The sequence below is a fragment of the Amycolatopsis sp. NPDC004079 genome, from assembly GCF_040610415.1.
GTDB lineage: Bacteria > Actinomycetota > Actinomycetes > Mycobacteriales > Pseudonocardiaceae > Amycolatopsis > Amycolatopsis halotolerans.
Genome location: NZ_JBEXMH010000004.1, coordinates 189158 through 207928, shown reverse-complemented (window position 1 = coordinate 207928; position 18771 = coordinate 189158). Strand labels below are relative to the sequence as shown.

11 protein-coding genes and 2 pseudogenes are annotated in these 18771 nt (G+C 65.5%); 6 read left to right on the top strand and 7 right to left on the bottom strand.

The window, feature by feature from the left end:
• The first annotated feature begins 21 nt into the window (after nt 1-21).
• The gene (locus tag ABZX37_RS06175) at nt 22-1278 is read left to right on the top strand and encodes a M20/M25/M40 family metallo-hydrolase (RefSeq protein WP_354736526.1); all 1257 of its coding nucleotides are present in this window, start codon (nt 22-24) and stop codon (nt 1276-1278) included.
• Complete coding sequence (locus ABZX37_RS06170) at nt 1272-1607, top strand: hypothetical protein (protein WP_354736524.1); 336 nt, start codon at nt 1272-1274, stop codon at nt 1605-1607. Before ABZX37_RS06175 ends, ABZX37_RS06170 begins: the two co-directional genes overlap by 7 nt.
• On the opposite strand, the gene ABZX37_RS06165 is transcribed toward ABZX37_RS06170, so the two are convergent.
• On the bottom strand, nt 1604-3043 hold the full coding sequence (locus tag ABZX37_RS06165) for a hypothetical protein (protein ID WP_354736522.1): 1440 nt from the start codon (nt 3041-3043) through the stop codon (nt 1604-1606). The genes ABZX37_RS06170 and ABZX37_RS06165 overlap by 4 nt on opposite strands.
• A complete protein-coding gene (locus ABZX37_RS06160) occupies nt 3040-6432 on the bottom strand; it encodes an AAA domain-containing protein (RefSeq protein ID WP_354736520.1) in 3393 nt (1130 codons plus the stop codon). The genes ABZX37_RS06165 and ABZX37_RS06160 overlap by 4 nt, the downstream gene beginning before the upstream one ends.
• Nucleotides 6433-7023: 591 nt before the next feature.
• Here ABZX37_RS06160 and ABZX37_RS06155 point away from each other — a divergent pair.
• Together ABZX37_RS06155 and ABZX37_RS06150 are read left to right on the top strand one after the other, a co-directional pair.
• A complete protein-coding gene (locus tag ABZX37_RS06155; protein WP_354736518.1) occupies nt 7024-9528 on the top strand; it encodes a DEAD/DEAH box helicase in 2505 nt (834 codons plus the stop codon).
• 775 nt (nt 9529-10303) lie between these two features.
• Complete coding sequence (locus ABZX37_RS06150; RefSeq protein WP_354736516.1) at nt 10304-12283, top strand: tetratricopeptide repeat protein; 1980 nt, start codon at nt 10304-10306, stop codon at nt 12281-12283.
• 23 nt (nt 12284-12306) lie between these two features.
• Here the strand turns inward: ABZX37_RS06150 and ABZX37_RS06145 are convergent, their stop codons facing one another.
• Both ABZX37_RS06145 and ABZX37_RS06140 read right to left on the bottom strand, forming a co-directional pair.
• Nucleotides 12307-12756 carry a hypothetical protein gene (locus tag ABZX37_RS06145; protein ID WP_354736514.1) on the bottom strand — a complete coding sequence of 150 codons (450 nt, stop codon included), beginning with the start codon at nt 12754-12756 and terminating at the stop codon, nt 12307-12309.
• Between the two features lie 120 nt (nt 12757-12876).
• On the bottom strand, nt 12877-13551 hold the full coding sequence (locus ABZX37_RS06140) for a hypothetical protein (RefSeq protein ID WP_354736512.1): 675 nt from the start codon (nt 13549-13551) through the stop codon (nt 12877-12879).
• Between the two features lie 35 nt (nt 13552-13586).
• On the opposite strand from ABZX37_RS06140, the pseudogene ABZX37_RS06135 reads away from it, so the two are divergent.
• Nucleotides 13587-14450 (top strand): annotated as a pseudogene (locus tag ABZX37_RS06135) (IS21 family transposase); the annotation flags it as partial.
• Between the two features lie 6 nt (nt 14451-14456).
• On the opposite strand, the pseudogene ABZX37_RS06130 reads toward ABZX37_RS06135, so the two are convergent.
• A pseudogene (locus ABZX37_RS06130) lies at nt 14457-14735 on the bottom strand (leucine zipper domain-containing protein); the annotation flags it as partial.
• 560 nt (nt 14736-15295) lie between these two features.
• Entirely contained in the window at nt 15296-15478 is a 183-nt protein-coding gene (locus ABZX37_RS06125; RefSeq protein WP_354736510.1) for a hypothetical protein, read from the bottom strand.
• 7 nt (nt 15479-15485) lie between these two features.
• Here ABZX37_RS06125 and ABZX37_RS06120 point away from each other — a divergent pair, with 7 nt between their 5' ends.
• Nucleotides 15486-15794 carry a metalloregulator ArsR/SmtB family transcription factor gene (locus ABZX37_RS06120; protein ID WP_354736508.1) on the top strand — a complete coding sequence of 103 codons (309 nt, stop codon included), beginning with the start codon at nt 15486-15488 and terminating at the stop codon, nt 15792-15794.
• A 798-nt stretch (nt 15795-16592) separates the two neighbouring features.
• On the opposite strand, the gene ABZX37_RS06115 is transcribed toward ABZX37_RS06120, so the two are convergent.
• The gene (locus ABZX37_RS06115) at nt 16593-18317 is read right to left on the bottom strand and encodes an NRAMP family divalent metal transporter (RefSeq protein WP_354736506.1); all 1725 of its coding nucleotides are present in this window, start codon (nt 18315-18317) and stop codon (nt 16593-16595) included.
• Nucleotides 18318-18771: the final 454 nt, after the last annotated feature.

Sequence of the window (18771 nt, the reverse complement as noted above, 5' to 3'; positions counted from 1 at the left end):
TGGCCGAGAGAGGTGCCGAACGTGGACTCGACCGACTTCGGCGGTGATCACGATGTGCAGGCCGCGGCGAGAGAGGATTTCGAGTCAGTGCTCGCCCTCACCCGCGAACTGGTCGCCATCCCGAGCCGGGGCGGCATCGACCCGTACGAACCGGCGCTCGACCGGCTCAGAACATGGCTGCGCGAGCGAGGACTGCCGGTCTCCGTCCTCACGGACAAGACCGGTGCGGTCGTCGGACTGGTATGCGAGATCGCAGGCGTCCACCCCGGCCCACGATGGGTGCTCGACGCCTGCCTGGACACCGCGGGCTTCGGCGACGAGGACGCCTGGACACACCCTCCGACCTCCGCGGTCGTGCAGGACGGGTGGCTTCATGGCCGGGGCAGCGCCGACTCCAAATCCGGCGCGGCGATCTTCAGCCACATCACGGCACGCGTAGCGGCGGTGGCAGAACGCCTGCACGGCACGCTGGTCCTGCTCATCGATGTCGACGAGCACACCGGAGGCTTCGGCGGTGCCAAAAGGTACTTCGAGGGCCCCGGCGCTCCGGATGACGTCGCCGGAGTCATGATCGGCTACCCCGGCATCGACAAACTGGTCGTCGGCGGCCGCGGAGTGCACCGCGCCCGACTCCACGTGCACGGACTGGCATCGCACTCCGGCGGGAGCAAAAGCAGTCCCAGCGCCATCGAGAAGGCCGCGCATCTGGTGCAGCGTCTCTCGTCCGCGCAGCTGCCCGAAGGCGCTGCCGAGGGGTTCCCGCTGCCCGGCAAGCTCACTGTGACAGCCATCGAAGGCGGGCAGGGTTTCTCAGTCACGCCCGACCTGTGCATCCTGAACGTCGATGTCCGGACTACCCCACGGTTCACCGGCGACATCGCGGACGAACTGCTGCAGCGACTGGTCGCGCAGGTCGATGACGAGTGGCCGGAAACGCGGCCGACGCTGATCCAGGTCGACACGCGCTGGCCGGCCTACTCGCTGGGCTCCCACTCGCGGATTCGCTCGGCGATTCTGAACGCCGCCGCAGCGTATGGCGTCGAGGTCACGGACAAAGTAGCCGGGCCGAGCAACATCGGCAATTACCTGGCAGGCCTAGGCATCCCGGCCACTGCGGGTTTCGGTGTGGGCTACGTCGGGTTGCACGGGAGCAACGAGAAGATTCGCCTGGACACCATACCCACGGTTCAGGCGATCTATCACGCGGCCGTTCTGGTGTTGCTCGACGCCGAACCGCCCGCGCCAAGCGCGGCGACCAAACCAAGCCCCAGTTGCTGATCGGGGTTCTGCTGCTGCATCGGCAGCCGAGGCATCCGCACGTGATCGCCGGGATTCGCACCGCATTCGAGGCCAGGTCCGCCGTGCCGGACATGGTGGTAGCCGAGACGTACAAGCACGCAGCCGAAGCCTGCGGCACCGCGACAGCAGAGCCGTCGCAGCCGCGCAGCAAGGTTTCGCTGCGGCCTGACATCCTCACTCAAGTTGTTTGGCGACCGTCAATCCGACGGGTCCTTTCAAATCCGAGGTCACACCGCATCTTCCATACGGAACGCTGCGGACGTTCGCTGATCCCGACGGTGCACGACGATGAAGAACAGGCGTCCTAGACGATAGCCGCAGAGTCTATTGCGGAGACGCCGTGAGAGTGTCGTTCGTCGACGGCCTCGACAGAACGGATGAGGGTTCCTTCTTCTCGGCGGTATACCCGGTTTCGGTTGCCGCGGAAGGATAGCCAGCCGAAGCTGGTGTTCACCCAGGTGTCGTCGAAGATCAGGTCGTGCGGGTGGTCGTCGTCGATGCGGGCCAGGGTGAGGTTGTGGTGGGCTTCGGCGAGACGCGTGAGCCGGTCGAGCGCGCCCGCGTCGTGCTCGCTGTCAGGGTGGCCGAGGCCGTAGGCGATGCGAGCGACGAGGCCGCGCCGGCGCAGCATGACTTCCAGTTGGTTGATCAGCTCTCCAGTGACGACGGCGTCGCGCAGGTGCGAAGTGACCAGCAGGAACCGGCGGCGTGCACTGGTCAGCGCGGTCGTGAGCAGTTCCGGGTGTTCGAAAGAGGGGACGCTGCGGACGGTGAGCGCGGCTAGCTCGGCGCGTGCTGTCGCACTGTCGTCGTCGGGGGCGGTACCGGGCGCAGGCTCTGATGTCGGTGTGTCGGCGCGTCGTTGAAGCCCTAGTACTGCGTCGTGAGACGCCCGCTGGGCCACGAGCTGCGGAGGGAGTGCGGGCTCTCCGAGCGGTGGTTCCACGGTGATTTTCAGCCCGTCTGCGCCGCCCGCGGCGGCTAGGGCCTGGTCGTGCGAGTTGCTGATCATGTCGTCGACCACGACGGTCAGTCGTACGTCGTCGAAGTCGACGGCGGCGAACACCAGCAGCACGACGGGCAGGTAGCGCAGGCGCTGGCGGGTCACGGCCTCGACCGCCAGCACCTCGATCAGCTCGCTGCCGCCCGGCTTGCGGCCTGCGCGGCCGGGTTGCGGGTCGTCCGCCGCGAGGAGGTTGTTGATCGCACGCGGCGCGACCTCGTCGGTGTTCACATCGCGGGTGCGGGCCGCAGGCAGGACCAGCATCTCGCGCGCGGCGACGTCGGCCCAGACCGGCAGCTCGGATGAATTCCGGGATGCCGGGGCCCACAGCAGCCGGTCGAAAGCCTGGAGGTGGTCGACCCGCTGCGGCGTGGTGGTCTGCAGGTCGGTGACGGCTGCGTTTCCGGCCCGGGTGAGGCTGATGCGACGTGCGCCGAGATCCGCTTGGCGCGGATCAGGGCGGTAGTCCAGGTGCTCGTCGGAGAGTCGTCGAGCGACCGCGGCTACCACTGCGTCCTCGCCGATGCCGAGCACGCCGGCGACTCCGGGGATTGTGTCCACTCCTTGCTGGCAGAACCGCAGCACGAACTCGTCGACCACTGGCAGCGGTTTGCGTTGCTGGGCCAGTACTTCCAGGGTCAGCCAGGAGAACGGGATAGCGGCTTCCACCGCAGTCACGAGCTGGTAGCCGGGGTGTTGTTCGCTGTAGCGGCGCGCCGCGATCACGGTGGAATCGGTCATGTCCGGGCTGCTCCGATCCGGCAGGTGTCAGCGTGCTTGCGCATGTGGGTCAAGACCTCGCGCAGCGGCCCGGGGGCGTTGTCGCAGAACGCCGCGTCGCCCACGACGACCAGGCCGAACCGAGACCGGGACAGCGCGACGTTGATGCGGCGCCAGTGTCGCTGTCCGAGGAACCCGAGGTCCCCGCGGTCGTTGCTGCGCACCACGGAGAAGAACGTCACGTCGGCTTCGCGGCCCTGGACGGCGTCGACGGTGTTGACCTCGATGTCCAGTTGGGGCGAGCCGAGTCCGGCGACTGCGCGGTGCAGCTCGTCCATCTGCTTGCGGTACGCGGTCAGGACAAGGACCCGCAGCGCCCGGCCGTCGTCGATGCTCACAATGCTCCTTGCCAGTGCGTCTCTCAGGTCCGCCAGGGCACGTTTGATCACCTGGGTCTCGTAGCGGTTGACCGCGCTCGTGCCTAGGCGAGTCTCCCGGCGGGCGCTGGACGACGTGGTGTCCAGCCAGGTGACGGGTGCATAGAGGCGGTTCCAGCCGGTGAGTTCCGGCGTCGTCGCCGACGTCAGCGTTCCGTCGTAGAAGCAGGCCGAGACCAGGTCGCCGATGCCGGGGTGCATGCGGTATTGGCGGGAGAGCTGATGGCGGGCTGTCTCGGGCGCGCCGCCGAGCAGGTCCTGGAACAGGGTGCGTTCGACATCGGTCCGTTCGAGTTCGTGCCGGCGCATGAGGTCCTGGTGATCGAGGACTTCCTCGTACATCGGCGGGAGCTGTTTCGGGTCGCCGACGAGCACCCAGCGGCGCGAGCGGGCCAGCGGCACCAGCGTTTCCGTAGCGGTGGCCTTGGAGGCTTCGTCGAGGATGCAGAGATCGAACTCCAGCTCGCGGACGGCGGGATGCGCCAGGAACCCGATGCAGGTTCCGGCGACGACCCGGGCCTGCTGCAGAAGCACTCCTTCGAGGTCCCGGCTGGACTCGATCCGCTGGAACCATTCGCCTTGCAGCGCAAGGATGTCAGCAAGCTTTCCCAACCGGGGAACCTCATCGGTGAGCGATCGGACTGCGGCACGAACGGCGTCGGCGGTCGGAGCCGTGTCCGGGGGAAGCAGCGGATCGAGTCTGGCAGCACCCAGCAGGGAGCCGGCGCGTTCGCGCAACTCCTCGATCCTGGTGATGTGTCGTGCCGCCTGTTCGTGCATGGCCCCGGCATCGGATGCTGCGTCGTTCTCGTCCGGCTCGTCGCGCGCAACCGTTCGTGCATGCGCGGACGTGCCGGTGATCTCGGCCAGTTTCGCCCGCACCGCGGTCAAGTCGTTGAGCGCCGCAACGAGTTCCAGCAACGCGCCTGCGCCCTGCACGTCGGTCAGGGGGACCGACGCTTCGGCGGCGAGCCGTGCAAGGTGCTGCTCGGCAGTGGCGCGGATCTCCGCGACCCACAACGGCATCCGGTGGTCCAGCAAGTGTTTCTGGGCCTGCTGGGCGATCCGTTCGTCCCCGGTCTTGCCGAGCCGGACAAGGTCCTCCAATCCGGTGTCAGCAAGCCGGACCAAAGCGTTGTCGACCGCGACGTGGGTCTGGCTGACCAGCAGGATCCGCGCCGTGGGGTTGCGGCGCAGCTCCTGGCGCACCAGCTCGGTGATGAACCCGGTCTTGCCCGTCCCCGGCGGCCCTTCGAGCAGGAAGAAGTCCGGGCTGGCCAATGCCCGGGTCACGGCCGTGCGCTTGTCCTCGTCCAACTGCTCGCTGAACCAAGCCGGCTCCAGCATGGCGGAGGGAGCACCGATGCGCCGGGGATCGACGATCAAGTCTCGCAGTCGGGGGCGCACGGCGATTCCGGACCGCACATTGACGACGGCTTCGCGCTGTCTGCTCAGCGCGGCACGGCTCGCTCTCGTGTCGAGAACAAGGTCCCCTGTCTGAGGAATGCCCGTCGGCCGCCGCGGGTACGAGAGGATGACGGTCTTGCCTTCCTGCGCGACGACAACGCCCGCCCCTCCCGCGCGGTCGTCGGGGTCGAGGGGACGGCACAGCCGGTCCTGTCCGCGGATCTCGGAGTCGGGTTCGTTCACCAGGCTGAACCGAACCCGTTTTCCCTCGATCGTTGCCGTCCGGTAGCGCAGCGGACCGGAGCGCGCGTGTTCAAGGTCGTCCTTGGCCCTCAACAGGTCCAGCCAGGCGTCGAAGACGCGGTTCTCGTCGCGTCGTTGCTGTGCTTCGTCTGCGCGGATGTAGTGCTCGTCGAGAGCGGCGAGCACGATCTCCATTGATCGTCGAGCTTCCGCCGCGGGCTGGGGGCGCGAGGTCCAGTGAACCTCGTCGGCGACGGGCCAGCCGTTCCTTCGGATCGCATGCAGAACGTTGTCGTCGGCCGGGATCTGCTTGGTCACGACAAAGGATGGGTTGTTCGGTGCCACCGCCAGCCGCAGCCGGCGCTGATGGCCCACGAGGTCGAAGGTGTCGGCCAGGCGTTTGCCCGTGGACGAGTCGAGGATCCGCGCGAGATGGCTGCCGTGGGCGAACTCCGCCCGCAGCGCGCGTTCCACGGCGTCGACGTCGTGGTCCAACGGCGGCGGGACGAGCCTGCGGGCGGCCGCGTCCCTGATCGCGAGCTGGGCCGCGCGTTGAGTGATCCAATTGCGGTTGCGCCGATTCTGGATCTCGCGCAACGCACCTCGCAGCGCGATCGCGTTCGGAAGCCGGTTGTCTCGGATGCGGCTAGTGCACCGCCGGAGCAGCGATGCAATGTCCGGCGGCACATCGACTTCGTCGAGCGCGGCCGTGATGTGCGGGTAGTCGTCGAAGACGCCTGTTGACAAGCAACGCAACACGGTCGCTGCGAATCCCCACGTGTCGCGTGCGGCGCTGCTCATCTCGTCCAGTTCAGGCGGAGCGTAGGGGCGCGAGGCGAACTCGGCGACGGTGGCTTCAGCGACCATCTGGCTGCGGATCTTGCTGATGCCGAAATCCGCAAGCATGGGTAAGCCCTCGTCGCTGACGAGGATGTTGGCGGGCTTGACATCGCGGTGCACCACGTCTTGCTCATGAGCGTAGGCCAGCGCGTCGGCCAGGGGCAGCGCCCATCGTTCGGCGAAGTCGTCCCACCCGATCTCCTCAGCCGGCGGCAGCACGTCGCGCAATCCTTGTTCCAGCCACGGGAAAACCAGATAGAACGCATCTTCACCGTCGTCCTCGCCGTGGTCGAGCAGCGAAACGATGCTCGGATGGCTCAGCCGCGAGAGAGCGTCGACCTCGCGGCGGAAGAACACCCGGTTCGTCTTGTCCGCGCCCGCCCGCGGGATGAGCTTCACCGCGACGTGCTTCGCGGTGAAGCCGTCAGTCGCCTTGACGACCGTGGACGCACCGCCCCGGCGCTCGGCTTCAGGAAGGACCACGTACCGGTCAGCTATCGCACGCAGCACACTGCCCCTCTCGTCGACTCCAACCGGATATCGTACTGACGCCACTAGCGGCGGTATCGGTTCAACACGCCGGTAGACCTAGCCGAACCTGCCACGCCCAGCCGAACGCCGGGCACCGCGTTCGGCTGGTGTCGCGAATCGGTAAGCCGTCGGACGAACTGAAATTCGGCACACCCCTTGCACTGTTGCCCCAAGGCCAACAGCGAGCGTCGAGTCGACGCTCACTTGTCCAGTCCTTGACGTGTTCTTCTCGTCTGCGCGGCCCCGAGACTGCTCCGCGACCAGTTGCCGCGATAAACCCGTACTGGGATGGCCGACCTTCGATATCGTCTCGCAGTCACACACTCGTAGGACCTGGAGGAACGGACGGCAGAACGTCGGTGCTCGTAGCGAGATGAGCGCGTCGGGGTCGGCGGTCCATTAGTCAGCTGGTCAAGACCGGGCAGAGGTCCAAACCTTGGCCGAGTACACCTGAACGGGTGTTGAAGAGGGCTAGGCCGAAACGATGGCGGGTGTCACGGCGACCAGGAAGACGCGGACACCGATGTGCGCGACGAGCAGGGGATGATGATGACAGGGATCGACTTCGGCAAGCTGACCAAGCGTTCGGTCGCGGACTCCGCCACCGAACCGTGGCGCATCTTCGCCGCGCTACCGGCTCGCGCCCCGAAGTACAACCGACGGTGGGACGGGCAGACGCAAGTATGGGAGAGCTGGTATGAGCGGCGCTCCGAGTCCGACCTGCTGGTCAAGATGAACACCGGCGGCGGAAAGACAGTGGTCGGCCTCATGATGTTGAAAAGCTGCCTCAACGAGGGTGCCGGTCCGGCCGTCTACATCACGCCTGACATCTACCTCGCCGACCAGGTCCGGAACGAGGCGAAAGCCCTCGGCATCGAGACCACCGACGATCCCCATTCGGGCCGGTTCCAATCCGGGAAGGCCATCCTCGTCACCTACATCCACAAAGTGATCAACGGCTTGTCGGTCTTCGGCGTCGTGGGCGACACCCGGCAACACATCGAAATGGGCTCGGTGCTGATCGACGACACGCACGCCTGTCTGGCGACGTTGGAAGACCGGTTCACCCTCGTCATCTCCCGCGGCCACGCCGCCTACAACGAACTGGCCAACCTGTTCGACGACGCCCTGCGCGAACAGTCGCCCTCAGTCGTCCGTGACCTGGCCGAAGACGTTCCCGGCGTCGCGCTGCGCATCCCGTACTGGGCGTGGACCGACCGCCGCGAAAAGGTCCTTGACGCCTTGCACCCGCACCGCGGGAGCGACGAGTTCAAGTTCGTATGGCCCCTCATCTCCGAGGTGCTGCACCTGTGCGACGCTGCGATCAGCTACGGCGAGATCGAGATCAAGCCCCCGTGCCCGCCGATCGACCGAATCCCCAGCCTGACTGCCGCCCGGCGCCGGATCTACCTGACCGCCACTCTCGCCGACGACAGCGTCCTGGTCACGCACTTCGACGCCGCACCCGCCACGATCGCGACCCCGATCACGCCGCGCACCGCGGACGATCTCGGCGACCGCATGATCCTCACCCCGCTGGAAACCCACCCCGGTACCACCGATGAGGAAGTACGCGACTACCTCGCCGAGGAAGCCAAGCGGCACAACGTCGTGGTCATCGTCCCGTCGCGCCGCCGGGCCGCGTTCTGGCGTGGCGTCGCCGCCGCCGAGCACGACAGCAGCACCATCCACGACGGCGTCAGCGCGCTGCGCGCGGGGCACGTCGGCCTGGTCGTACTGATCAACAAGTACGACGGCATCGACCTCCCCGACGACGCCTGCCGCATCCTCGCCCTCGACGGGCTCCCCGAGGCCTACGGCGTGCTCGACCGCCTCGAAGCCCTCGCATTGAACGAGAGCGACGCGATGATCACCCGGCAGATCCAGCGGATCGAACAAGGCATGGGCCGCGGGGTGCGCTCCAACAACGACCACTGCGCGGTCCTACTGCTCGGTTCGAAACTCACCCAGCGTCTGCACAGGACCGGCGGAGTGACCAAGTTCAGCCCTGCTACGCGAGCCCAGCTGGCCTTGTCCGATCAGGTCGCCGACATGCTGCACGGAAAGCCGTTCAGCGAAATCAGGAGTGTGATCGGCAAGTGCCTGGCCCGGGATCAGGATTGGATCGAAGCCAGCGTCGACGCGCTCGACGACGTCACGTATCCGGCCACCAGCACTGTCTCGCCCATCGCAGTGGCCGAACGAGAAGCGTTCCGGCTGGCGGAACTCGGCCGCTACCGAGATGCTCACGCGAAGATGCGTGAGGCGATCACTGCCGCCCACGGCGAACAGCGGCACGAAGGCTGGCTCAAGCAGCGCGCCGCCGGCTACCTGCACCTGACGGACCCCGCCGCCGCGCTCCAACTGCAGAAGTCCGCGCAAACCGACAACAAGGCCGTGCTGCGTCCGCGCGACGGCGTCGAGTACCACCGCCTGAGCAGCATCGCCGACCAGTCCCGACAGGCTGCCGAATACCTGACCGAGCGCTACCGCAACGGCAACGATTTGATCATCGGTGTCGCGGCGATGCTGGAAGATCTCGTTCCAGATCCCGATCCCGTCCGCGTCCCCTACTTCGAGCAGGCAATGCACGACCTCGGCCTGCACTTGGGGCTCGGCGCGCAGCGACCGGAGCTGGACACGAAGGAGGGCCCGGACGTGCTGTGGTCTCTCGGAGAGCTTAAGTACCTGGTCATCGAGTGCAAGAGCGGCAGCACCGCGGAAGGCATCTGGCGCCACGATGCAGAACAGTTGTCGCACTCGATGGACTGGTTTGACGAAAAGTACGACCACACGTGCACCGCGACCCCGATCCTGATCCACAACACCCACGTGCTGCACAAACAAGCCTCCGCCCGCCCAGGGACCCGAGTGATCACCTTCGTCAAGCTCGCAACACTCCGCGAAGCCGTCACCAAGTACGCCGCAGCGCTGGCAGCCGACAACACCTACCAGGACGCCGACAAGATCAGTGCTCAACTGGCGACACGGGGCCTTAACGGCAAGTCCTTCGCCCAAAAGTGGGGCGTGGCATCCCACAAGCCGTGACCACTTCGGGAGACCACGACACCCTTCCAGGACAGAGCCAGATCGTTGACTGACTGGCGGCCTCGCGCTTTCGGAGTCGAGATCGCAGTCGACGACGAACATGACAAGCCGTACCTGAGCTTCCAGCGAGGTTTCGGCAGAAGTGGCTCGGTTCAGCATGGCCAGCATCCGGCGTCCGTCGGGCACGAGGATGCCCGAAGCATCGTCGTATTCCGCCGATGCGGCATCCAAGAAGGCGACGGCCGCGGCACCCGACTCGAAACTTGCGTCCGCGCATGGACGCAAGTTCGACGTCGGCGCGCCGTCTTGTTCTGGCGTCGGGTAAAAGGCCGGTAATTGACTCAATCACAACAATCGCGGCCGTGACTCTTCATACGGCATCGGTCCCGGTCACCGGTCTCAAAAACGAGGTCATCGCGCTGAGGAAACACCCGCTACTTCGAGTGCAGTACTGTCATCGACACCGACCGGCCGACTTTGTCGGCCGCCTCGACGAGGACGATCGGGTGTCATCCCTGTTCGCACCAGCCATGACAGTGGCACGCTGGGGACGAGGGAGGCGTGAACGCTCGTGAGCCACCAGGCGAACAGGTCAGGCAGCGCGCACAACAATGCCGCATCTGGGGCAGCAGGGCACATGGTGCAGGCCCGAGACATCGCAGGTGGCGTGCACTTCCACCACGCCGGACCGTTACCGCCGCCAACTCCGAGACAACTACCGCCACAAGCAGCGCATTTCACCGGCCGCGAAGCCGAGCTTGCCAGACTAGACACATTGCTCGACGAACGCGGGGCGGGGCAATTGCCGACCGTAGTGGTGTCGGCGATCGCCGGCTCCCCGGGAATCGGCAAGACTTCCTTGGCGGTCTCCTGGGGTCACCACGCCCAGGACCGGTTTCCTGATGGACAGCTTTACGTCAACCTTCGCGGCTACGACCCCAGCCCGCCCATGACCGCTGGTCAGGCATTGGGGTTCTTCCTCCGTTCAATGGGGCTTCGCGACGAACAGATCCCCATTCATCTGGAGGACATGACCGCGACGTTCCGGTCAGTGCTGGCCGGGCGAAAGATGCTGGTGGTGTTGGACAACGCCGGGACCGCCGAGCAGGTGCGGCCGCTGCTACCCAACGAGCCAGGCTGCGCTGTGCTGGTGACCAGTCGCAGCCGACTTTCCGGTCTGGTCGCACACGACGGTGCACACCGCCTTACCCTCGACGTCCTCGCCCCGGGCAAAGCGATGCTGTTACTGCGGGACGTCATCGGGACCGATCGCGCCAACCGCGAGCCGTACGCCGTCGCCGAGTTGGCCCGGCTGTGTGCATACCTGCCGCTGGCGCTGCGAATAGCCGCCGAACGCGTCGCAACACGCCCGCATTTCGCTATCAGCGATCTCGTTGACGAGCTGGCCGCCGAGCACAATCGCCTGGATGCTCTAGCCTCCGATGACGACGAGGCGACCGCAGTGCGTACTGTTTTCTCTTGGTCCTATACCGCCTTGCCGCCACCCGCTGCTCGGGTCTTCCGGTTGCTAGGCCTGCATCCCGGTCCCGACCTCGGCCTCGACGCCGTCATCGCACTCACCGGCCTCACGCCACCCGCGGCGCGGCGAGTGTTAGGCGGTCTGATCGCCGTCCACCTGGCGACTGAAACAGGCAGAGACCGGTTCCAGCTGCATGACCTCCTGCGCGTCTACGCAGCCGAACGCGCCGCCACCGACGAGTCCGACAACGACCGGAAGGCGGCGACACTGCATTTGTTCGAGTGGTATCTCCACACCGCGCACGCCGCCCTGTTCGCTTTCTACCCGCAGCACCCCAAGATCCCCATCGATCCGATCGGCCCCGAGTGCCAGCCGCTCACCTTCACCGGCGACAGCCAGGCGCGAGGCTGGTTCGCCGCGGAGCACTCCAACCTGATGGCCATCATTCGCCACGCGCCCGCTGTCGGCCAGCACACTGTTGGCTGGCAACTCCCCAACGCCGTTGACTGCTATCTGAGCGAATATCACCACGTCGCCGATCAGATCACGGTCCACCAGCAAGGCCTCTCAGCCGCACGACAACTCGACCACCAACTCGGCCAACGCTGGGCCTACGGCCACCTCGGCGAGGCGTACCAGAACGCCCGCCGATACGACGAGGCAGTCCGCTGCCACCAGCACGGCCTGGAGATCGCAAGACAGACCGACGACGAATTTGGCCAAGGCAGTTCGCTGTCGGACCTCGCGGACTGCTACATCGAACTTAGGCGCTGTCGCGAGGCCGTCGAGTACAAACGACAGGCATTGAACATCTACCGGGCTATCGGGCACCAGCGCAACGAGGCTCTCACGCTGATGGGGCTCGGAGATGCTTTCCGACTGTTGGGCGAGTTCGACAAAGCGATGACCCATCTTTGTCTGAGTTTGGATTTGTTCATGAAAATCGAGGCTGGCAACAATCAAGCCCTGACACTGCGGTCCATGGCGAGGGTGCACCACGAGCGAGGTCAGAACAATGACGCCATCGATCATCTCCAACAGGCTGTTGCGTTATTCCGTGAGCAGCACCGGGACTATGCATGCGCGGGGACCCTTCACGAACTAGGGACGGTCTTCCGCGACACAGGCCTGCCAAGAGAAGCACGTGAGACTTGGCGGGAGGCAATCGCAATCCTGGCTGACCTCGACCCCGAACAAGCAACTCAAATCCAAGGTAAGCTGAAAGCTCTCGACACTCGGGACGAACACACTTATTTTGATAGTTCCCATTCTTGACGTCACCATTCAAGATCTCGAAATCAGATATGGCAGACATCCTGCACGTGTCGCTTGTCAGGCTGATGGACTCTGTCACAGATTGCGTGCAGCTGCAAGGGATCGGTCATGCTGAAGCGGGCAGGATTCGTTCGCGAAGAAGGTCGATTTTGACTCTCCCGAACATCGTTCTCTTGAGCATTTTTATCTAGTTCACGACACCCTCGGCGGGCCCATCGTTCCATGGACGGTGAGCCCGGCGGCGAATCGCGGGCGTGGTCTCGGCGGAGGTCGGCAGTGAACGAGTGCAGTGCGTGTAGGTTGTCGGCTCGAACATGGCTTATCCAGTCGAGTGGGTCGCTGCCGTTGAGGTCGCGGATCATTACGGCGAACGCGCCGACATGACGGCTGGCAGCCGTCAGCAGCGGGCAACGCGCCAGGATGGCACTGAGCCGTTGCTCGTCCTCCTCGGTGAGATTGTCCGGGTTTCGCATGATCCACCCGGGGCATGCGGCACGCGTAGCTGCGCGGCGGAAGACCCAGCCAGTGAACCGGCCCAAACGGGCACAGAAGCGTGACCGGCAGGCATGTTTCGCGAGCCACTCCAAACGTGGTCAGAGCCCGTCGCGTTCCCACTCTTTCATCCGGGCGCGGGTGAGTTTCACGTTGGCTTCGTACTCGTCGAGGGCGGTCATTGCCTGGTTCATGACCTCCTCCATCGCTTCGGCGGTCAGCGCCCTCATCTCCACTTTCAACTCCGGGTCGTAGAGGTGTTGTCCCGTGCCCTCGTTGATGATGCGACGGCTGTTGGCTTCGGCCTCCAGAACTTCCTTTGTCGGTTTGTGTCGATCCTGGATCTTCTTGGCGAGACTGTTGGTCAGGCGCAGCGCCTCGTAGAGCAGGTCGCGAAGCCGCTCGTACTCCTTCACCCCGGGCCCGCGGTTGACTGGGTGGTCTTCTTCGAGCAGAACCCAATAGAAGTACCGCATCACCGGCTGTACCGACTCCCGGTCCGCTACGTGAATATCGATCAGCTCGCAACCCCGGTTGAACCGGGCGACCGCCAGTTCAGCATCCGCGTGGCGTTGCTCGTCGCTGTAGACATATTCGCCGCTCAGCACCTGGGACAGGTAGTACATGCCCCGCATGTACTGGAGTGTGTCAGCGGCGGCGACCAGGTTCTTGAAGCCGCGAATCCGGCCCTCGGTGTGCTGATCGTACGCAGGCGTCTTGGTGTCTTTGCGTTTGAGCAGGATGGCGACAGTCGCAGCGATAAGGGCTGCCGACACAGTCGCCCCGGCGGGGAGCACAACCTGCCATGTTGCGGCGGATCGGCGGTGTTCCGACGCATGCGTTGACAGACAACGAAAAGACGGTGTCGGTCGATCATGTCGCGTCGATCGCGGTCCGCAACCCCAACATCGTCGAGGTCGGCCGGCACTACGGGATGACGATCCGCACCTGTGTTCCGGCGGACCCGCAGTCCAAGGGCGGGTCGGAGGCGACGGTGCGGATCGCGAAAGCGGACTTGGTGCCCACCGGCACCAACCTGCTGGACGCCTACCGCAGCTTCGGCGACCTGGAGACTGCCTGCCGCGAGTTCTGCGAGCAGATCAACGACCGGCCGCATCGCGAGACCAACCGACGCCCGGCCGAGGCGCTCGCGGAGGAACAAACCCGGCTGCATCCCTTGACCCGCAACCCTTTCACCGTCGCGTTCGGCACCACCCGCCGCGTCAACTGGGACGGCGCCGTCTCGGTCGGGGGGTGCGGTATTCGGTGCCGCACCCGCTGGTCGACACCCGGGTCTGGGTCCGTTTCCACGGCGACGCCCTGATCGTGACCGCGATCGACGAGAACGGCCCCGCCGAGGTCGCCCGGCATGCCCGCTCGACACCGGGGAACCCGTCGATCCAGGACGAGCACTACCCGCCGCGGCCCGATCATCACGGCGACCGCGCGCCGCGGGCCACCTCGCCGGAGGAAGCCGCGTTCCTGGCGCTGGGCAGCGCCGCGGCGGCCTGGTTGACCGAGGCCGCGGCCACCGGCGTCCGCCGGATCCGCCCGAAGATGGCCGAAGCGGTCACCCTGGCCAAGCTGCACCCGGCCGCCGAGGTCGACCAGGCAGGCGGTGCAGGATCCGCCACACGCCGGATTTGCTGATGGTGACGTCGTGGTAAAGCTTGAGGTACATCGCGATCTTCTCGGGGCCGAAGTGGTAGGCCGTGCGCAGGTGCAGGATCTTCTCCACCACCTCGGCGCGCGTCGCGTTCGGGCTGGTCCACAGCCTCTTCGACCGATCGCGCAGGCCATCGACGCCCTCGGCCTCGTACCGGCGCAGCCAGTTGTAGTAGGTCTGCCGGGTGATCCCGAAATACCGGCAGGTCATGGCCGCGTTCCCGCTGACTTCCTCGACGTGACGAAGGACCGCCAGGCGATGACGCGCCTGACGGTCCGGCTGAGGTTCACTCACCCAGGACTCACTAGTGATCAAGAGGCCCGGGTGTCAAGCATCTCCGTCATTTTTATACGTCAGCCTTGCCCCAGCTGAAACAAGGGTCCGGATGGGGCAGCTCCTCGTCGAGAAACGATGACGCACCCACACCCCTACCCGCTCCTCACCGCCGACCGCCCGCCTCGCGAAACCCACCCGGCCACCGGAGCAGAACCAGCACAACAGCTCCGTCCGCCGCCGGACAAAAACCGATGCCAACACAGCCGCTTGAAGCCGCCGACCCCGGCAGTACAGAGACGACGGCAGCGGACGCTCCCCCTGTTCGGCCTCGTGAGGAAAACCGGCGCGCACGCTGCCGCGCCGAACCGGCAACCGGATACCGCTTGCTCGGCTTGCCTGCGCGGAGCTGCAGGAACAGCGTGGCCGGTCGCATTCGCTCCAGGTTGACAGCTCGACCACACCGTTCGGCGGAGAGTGCGTCCGGCCTGGTCTCACGACCGCGGAACCAAGCCAGGATCTGGAAGGTGCGGCCGTCCGCCGCTCTTGCTGCCAGACGCGCTGGAACGTCGCTGCCTCGGTCATTCGAAGAACCTCGGCTGAACCCAGCCAATAGTCAACGAGTTGCGCAACCGTTCGATCGAGTAGACAGTGGTGAACACGATGAAAGAAACGGAAGAACCGACGACACCAGCACCGCAGCCGCGGACCCCTCGTCCTGTCACCACTGCCCAGCTCAACGCCTCGGCGGCCACCTTCGACATGCTCTCAGTGCCAGGCCGGCTCCACCTGGTGTGGCTGCTCGCGGCGGACGAACACGATGTCACCACGCTCGCCGAACTCACCGGCACCACCGTCCCGGCCACCAGCCAGCAGCTCGCGAAGCTGCGAGCGGCTGGCATCGTCGCCGCTCGTCGCGACGGGCGTCGACAGCTCTACCGGGTCGAAGACCCGCACATCATCTCAGTGATCGAGCAAATGTTCAGCCACATTGCTCCCGACGGCACCCTCGCCCCCGACCCGCTCCCCGGCTCCCGGCGTCAGTCGCTCCGTCCCAGCTTCAGCTCCGCTCGTGCCTGAGTCCGGCTCGGCCTCTCGGCGACCGCTGACCTCTCAGCACGAGCCATAGCGACCCTGGGCCAGAGCTTCGACGCGCGGCGCGCACTGGTTTGACGCTGCGGGCCAACCCCCAAACGCCAGCGATCAGCAGGGCTGAACTCGCGCCGCTCAACACAGCAAGTGACGGAACGTGATGCAACGTCGCCGTGACGGCAGCGCAGATACTGCCTGATGCGGCGGCATTGACGGCAATGACTGCCGCGATGAACGTCTTTTGCCGTCTCCGTCGGTGCGTTGACCGCGGCGGGGAACCCGGTTCCCCGACTGCGTCATCGCCGCGCTCCTCGGCAAGCTCGTCGGCGATCAACTCGACCAAAGCCAGCGGCACGCCTGTCGTCACAGCTACATACGACAGGTCTTTGCCCCGTCGCAGCAGGGCTGAAGCCAGCAAGACGCGGTAACTCGCGCGACCGTCTGGGCTGCGGCGTTCCTTCGGCGCTACTGTCCCGTCAGGTACGGCCGCCGCCCGACGGCTGTCAACGGCAGGCGGAGGAACGCGGCCGCCAAGCAGGTACGGCGAAGAGAAATCGAAGGACGTTCGCCCGGCGGCCGGGGCTGCCGCCGCAGGCGCGGGTCCGCCCGCCTTGCGCCGCTTGAGACGACACCAGCAGATGAAAAAGCGGAATGCGCGCATTGTCGTCGGGCCTTCCTCGAAGGAGTGGCGGCGCAGCCACCGACAGGCGGGACCGATCGGTGGCTGCGCTCCGAAATCCAGTTTCCGGCCGACTGTTTGTTGTACAGCCCTGCCGTTGTCGCGAGTTAATTACCGATACTGATCTGCACGATCTTGACGACGACCAGCGCGAATGCCACGAGCAGATAGCCTCGTAACACCATCAAACCCAGTTTGTGCTGAGTCGAAAGGACCGGGCGGGCGAGTTCGGACAACGGAGGCATCCGCCAGGTGTCACGATCTTCCTCCGGTGCAGAGCCAGCGGATTCTTCGTCCTGGGTGTCGCCGGCGCGAACCTCAGCGGCCTTGCCGACCAACGCTTTCATGCGAGCGCGGCGAGACGCGAGAAGCAAGTAGACGCCGAGCAGCGCCCCGAGACCGCCGCCGCCGCCGAGGATGGCGAGGATCACTTCGGAGCCGATGTCAGGGAACAAGACACTGGCCGTGAGGATCACAGACAGCAGCACCAGCACCCATACGACAATTCCGGTGAACACGTTTACCCCGCGACCGTTCACCCACGGGCCGAGAACGGCCTTGTCATTGCACAGCAGCAGCAGAAACACCGACGCCGACGGCAGCAAGACGCCAGCGAGAGTCTGGACACCGCTGGTAAGAGCGCCAAGCGGCACCCCGGGAGTGAGCACCAGCACCGCTGCCACTGCCATCAGCCCGGCGTAGCAGACATAGAAGCCTTTGGCCTTGGTCACCGGTCGGTGCAGCGAGTGGTTGATCGAGAGCACGTCGCTGAGAGCGTAAGAAGTGGAAAGCCCGACTGCGGCCGCGCCCAGGATCGACGCGTCCAACAGCCCGATCGCGAACAGCACGCCTGCGGTGTGGGAGACATACTGCCCCAGACCGGCGGCAGTGCCCGCGGCATCAGTGTAGTTCCCGAACTCCGGGCGTCCGGAGAATGTTCCGGCGCAGAAAATCATCATCGCTGCCGCGCCGGCCACGACGATCACGATCCCGATAATCAGGTCAGCCCGCCCGTAGCGGATGAACCGCGGAGTGATCCGCTTGTCGATGACGTAGGACTGTTGAAAGAACAGCTGCCACGGCGCGACCGTGGTGCCGACAATAGCAATGATCAACAGCATTACGTCGGAGAGCTGTCCCGAACCTCCAGGAATAGCGGGAACGACAAAGTCGTGGGCAATCTGCCCGATCGGCGGATGGACCATGAGCACAATCGGGATGATGACCAGCGAAAAACCTACCAATACCAGCGACAACCGTTCGAAGCGCCGGAAGCTGCCGGTGCTCACCGCGGCCACGACCAGCACCGCGGAGACGATCACGGTCGGGATTTTCGGCAGCCCGAGGTAGGAGCAGGCCAGACTCACCCCGACGAACTCGGTGACGATGGTCAGCGCGTTGAGGACGAACAGGTCGATGACGCTGAACGCGCCCCAGAATTTCCCGAATCTCTCCAAGATGAGCCGCGCGTGCCCTACTCCGGTCACCGCGCCCAGGCGCAGCACCATCTCTTGGTTGACGAATATCACAGGGACCAGCATCAGCAGCGTCCACAGCAGCGTGGTGCCGTAGTTCTGCCCAGCTTCGGTATAGGTGCCGAACGCACCCGCATCGTTGTCTCCGACCATCACGATCAGACCCGGGCCGGCAATTGCCAGCAGAGTCGTCAGCCGGCGTCGCAGGGTGCGGCGCGGGCCGGTGTCCTCTTGGCGAATGGTGCCCATCGCACCGCGGATGTCGCCGACATGCAGGTCGTCGAGGACCGCGGTGCGCGATGCCGCCGAACCAGGGCCGGCGTCTTCAGTGCCGGGCACGGTCTTGTTCTCGGTCATGTTTCCTTCTTTTCCTCGTGGCGCGCCAATCGCAGCCGTGATCCGTCAGAGCAACACCGGCCTGAACGCAGCACCGAGACACGCGGCAACCTACTGGAATGGATTTTCATTGCCGCCGCCAACTGGTCGGCGCGCTCAGCCGATGAGGCGTTCTGGTGCGTCCGACTTCCCACGCCGGGCAAAAGAAGCAGCAAATTGAGCTCACGCCTGGAAATCACGGCAAGCCGCTTCCGAACAGGCCGACACAGGAGCCCAGGCCCGTGCAGCGAGCCGCATCAGGCGCTCGCGGCAACCAGCTCGGTCAGCATCCGCCGCCGTCGAACGCCAATCAGAGCGCGCGCAGTCCGCAGCGCGGAGTTCGGCAGGGCCATAATCGGCCCCTGCTACTGCTGGACACTAGCCCTCACCTCCCCTGTTCGACCTCAGCGAAGCCACACTAAGCCACATTCAATGA